The sequence below is a fragment of the Streptomyces sp. NPDC046303 genome, assembly GCF_055588085.1.
Genome location: NZ_JBVJFA010000084.1, coordinates 1 through 3872, shown reverse-complemented (window position 1 = coordinate 3872; position 3872 = coordinate 1). Strand labels below are relative to the sequence as shown.

General features: G+C 72.7%; 1 protein-coding gene. It reads left to right on the top strand.

Going from position 1 to position 3872, the window contains the following annotated elements:
* Positions 1-12: 12 nt before the first annotated feature.
* Positions 13-3872 (top strand): SDR family NAD(P)-dependent oxidoreductase (locus tag ACZ6I1_RS34940; protein ID WP_469293151.1); only part of this gene is annotated, 3860 nt, incomplete at its 3' end.

Sequence of the window (3872 nt, the reverse complement as noted above, 5' to 3'; positions counted from 1 at the left end):
CACAGCGCGCACATGGACCCGCTCCTGCCCGGCCTCGCCGAGGAACTGGCCGGCCTGCGACCCCAAGCCGGTCGGATCCCGATGTACTCCACCGTGCACGGCCGCATCGTCGAAGGCCGTGAGCTGGACGCGGACTACTGGTGCGCGAACCTGCGTCAGCCGGTGCGCTTCGACCAGGCCGGGCAGGCCGCCACCGCCGACGGCCACCACACCTGGACTGAGATCAGTCCCCACCCGGTCATGGCCATGGTCCTCGACGAGATCACCCGGCATCACGGGGGATTCACCGTCGCCACCGCCCACCGGGACCGCGCCGACACCACCGACGTCCTCGCCTCATGGGTCCGCGCGGGACTGGCCCACGCGGACCAATGGCCCTGGGAGCGGGTGGCACCCCGGACCCCGGTGGAAACCAGCCTGCCCACCTACGCCTTCGACCGCCAGAGGTACTGGCTCGCCGCCCGCACGAGTGCTCCGGCCGATCCGTCCGGCTGGGGGGCGGACGGGCTGGGCCACCCCTGGCTCACGCTCTCGACCCCGCTGGCCTCCGGTGACGGACTGGTCCTCACCGGCCGGATCGACACCAGCGGGCCCGGGCAGCAGTGGCTGACCGAGCACCGGGTGTTCGACACGGTCCTGCTGCCCGGCACCGCGATCCTCGACATGGTCCTCACCGCCGCCGAGCGGGTCGGCGCCACCACCGTCGACACCCTGACCCTCACCACCCCGCTGGTCCTGCCCGACAACGGTCCGCTGCGCATCCAGGTCGCCGTCACCGGCACCGACACCGACGGGCACCGCCAGGTCACCGTCCACACCCACCCCGACCCCGACACCCACCCCGACACCCCCTGGACCACCCACGCCACCGCCCAACTCACCCACCGCCCGACCGGCGACACCGGCGACACCGGGTTCCAGGAACTCCGGAACTGGCCGGTGGCGGGCACCACACCAGTGGACCTGGACGGGTTCTACGACCGGCTGCGGGAGCGCGGATTCGACTACGGACCCGCCTTCCAGGGTCTGGTGGAGCTCTCCCGCAGCGGCAACACCGCCTACGCCGTGGTCCGTCTCCCCGCGGCCGAGGCCGAGAATGCGGCGGCGGGCGACTTCGCCGTGCATCCGGCCCTGCTGGACGCGGCGCTGCACGCGCTCTCCGTACTGGACACCGACAGCGGACGGGTGTCGCTCCCCTTCGAGTGGACCGGGGCCCAGTTGTACGCCACCGGTGCGACCGAACTCCGTGTCCGGATCGAGCGGGATCCCGCGTCATCCGAGGCCCGGTTGTGGATGGCGGATGCCCACGGCGAGCCGGTGGCCTCCGTGGACGCGCTGGTTCTGCGCGCGGCGACCGAACAGCAGCTGCGGCAGCGCACGGCCAGCCACCTCTACCGGCTCGACTTCCAGCCTGCCCGCACGACGCGCGAGGTACTGGCCGAGACCTGGGTCCTCGGCGGCTCCGGTGATCTCGCGGACGTGATCGGCGGACGACCCGTCATCGACGTGGACGAGCTGCGCGCCCGGCTCGATGCCGGCGACGAGCCCCCGGCTCGCCTCGTCGTCGACAGCACCAGGCAGGACCCGGGTGATCTGGCGGACGCGGTGCGGAGGGTCACCGCTGCCGGACTGCACCTGGTGCAGAGCGTGCTGGCCGAGCCACGGCTGGACGGAACCGAACTGGTCTGGGTGACCCGGGAGGCCGTGGAGGCCGGACCGGGGGAGGGCGTCGGCGGCCTGGTACACGCCCCCCTGTGGGGTCTGGTCCGTGCCGCGCGTGCCGAGTACCCGCAGCGGTCACTGCGCCTCGTGGACGTGGGTTCCGAGGCCGGGGACATCGCCGCGCTCGCCCGGGCCGTGTCCGCTGCGGACGAACCCGAGATCGCGGTACGGGAAGGGGAGATCCGGGTCGCGCGGCTGGTCGCGGTCGAGCCGGAGCCGGAGGACGTCACCGCGGGAACCCCGGCGCCGCAGGGAACGGCGCTGATCACCGGAGGAACCGGTGAGCTGGGACGGGAGGTCGCACTGCACCTGGTGCGCACCCGTGGGGTACGGCGTCTCGTGCTGACCTCGCGTCGGGGTGAGCGGGCTCCGGGATCCGCCGACCTCGCCGCCGAACTCACCGGCGCCGGGGCCGACAGCGTGCGGATCGTGGCCTGCGACGTCGCCGACAGGGAAGCCGTCGCCGGTCTGATCGGTTCCATCGACGATCTGGAATCGGTGTGGCACCTGGCAGGTGTGCTCGACGACGGACTGCTGCCGGACCAGAACGCGGAGCGGATGGCACGCGTGCTGGCTCCGAAGCTGGACGCCGCACTGCATCTGCACGAACTCACCCGCGAGCACCCGCTGTCCGAGTTCGTGATGTTCTCCTCGCTCGCCGGTGTGTTCGGAAGCGCCGGTCAGAGCACGTACGCGGCGGCCAACGCGTTCCTCGACGCCTTCGCCGTCCAGCGTGTGCACGCGGGCCTGCCCGCCAGGAGTCTGTCCTGGGGACTGTGGGAACAGGCGGGGGTCGGTCTGACCGCGCACCTCGGTCAGGCCGAGCTGACCCGGATCCGGCGCATGGGCGTCGAGCCGTTGTCCGTGGACGAGGGTCTGCGGACACTGGACGCCGCGCTGGCGACGGACGCACGGGGACATCTGGTTCCCGTCCGTCTCGGGCTGGCCTCGCTGCGCCGCGGTCAGGACGAGGTGCCGGCGGTGCTCCGCGGCCTGGCCCGGCCGCGCCTGCGGCGGGCGAGCACGGGGGAGGCCCCGTCGGACCTGCGCGGCAGGCTCGCGGCGCTCTCCCCCCACCAGCGGCGGGAGTCGGTGACGCTGCTGGTGCGGTCGGCGGCGGCGAGCGTGCTCGGCCTCCCGGACGAGGGTGCGGTGTCGGCCCAGCAGGTGCTCAGGGACCTCGGCCTCGATTCGCTGATGGCCGTGGAACTGCGGCGCCGGATCTCGCAGGAAACCGAGGTTCCCCTGCCCGCGACGCTGGCGTTCGACTACCCGACCCCGGCCGCCATGGCGGAGTTCCTCCTGGAACGGATGGACCTGGCACAGGCCGTGCGGCCCGCGGGGACTCCCGTACGGGCTGCGGACGAGGACGACGATCCGGTCGCGATCGTGGCGATGGCCTGCCGGCTGCCGGGCGGGGTGGCGACGCCGGAGGAGTTCTGGGAGCTGTTGTCCTCGGGCGGGGACGCGATCGAGGGCTTCCCGTCGCGGTGGGACGACTGGGACGTGTACGACCCGGATCCGGAGGCCGTCGGCAAGAGCTACGCGCGCGAGGGCGGATTCCTCCGGGACGTCGAGGAGTTCGACGCCGGGTTCTTCGGGATACCGCCGCGCGAGGCAGAGGCGATGGACCCGCAGCAGCGTCTGGTCCTGGAAACCTCCTGGGAAGCCCTCGAACGCGCCGGCATCCGCTCCGAAGCCCTTGAGAGCAGCAACACCGGCGTGTACCTGGGTGCCATGGGGTCGGACTACGACCGCTTCCACCACCACGACCTGCGCGCGCTCGACGCGTACGGCTCGATGGGGAGCGCCGGCAGTGTGCTGTCGGGCAGGGTCTCGTACTCGCTGGGGCTGCAGGGTCCGGCCGTGACGGTGGACACCGCGTGTTCGTCGTCGCTGGTGGCACTGCACCTGGCGGTGACGGCGCTGCGCCAGGGTGAATGCGACATCGCGCTGGCCGGTGGTGTGACGGTGATGTCCACGCCGTCCCTGTTCGTGGAGTTCTCCCGGCTGCGGGGCATGGCTCCGGACGGGCGGTGCAAGAGCTTCTCCGCCGGGGCCGACGGGGCCGGCTGGTCCGAGGGCTGCGGCGTGCTCGTCCTCAAGCGGCTGTCGGCCGCGCAGGCCGCCGGGGACCGGGTGCTGGCGGT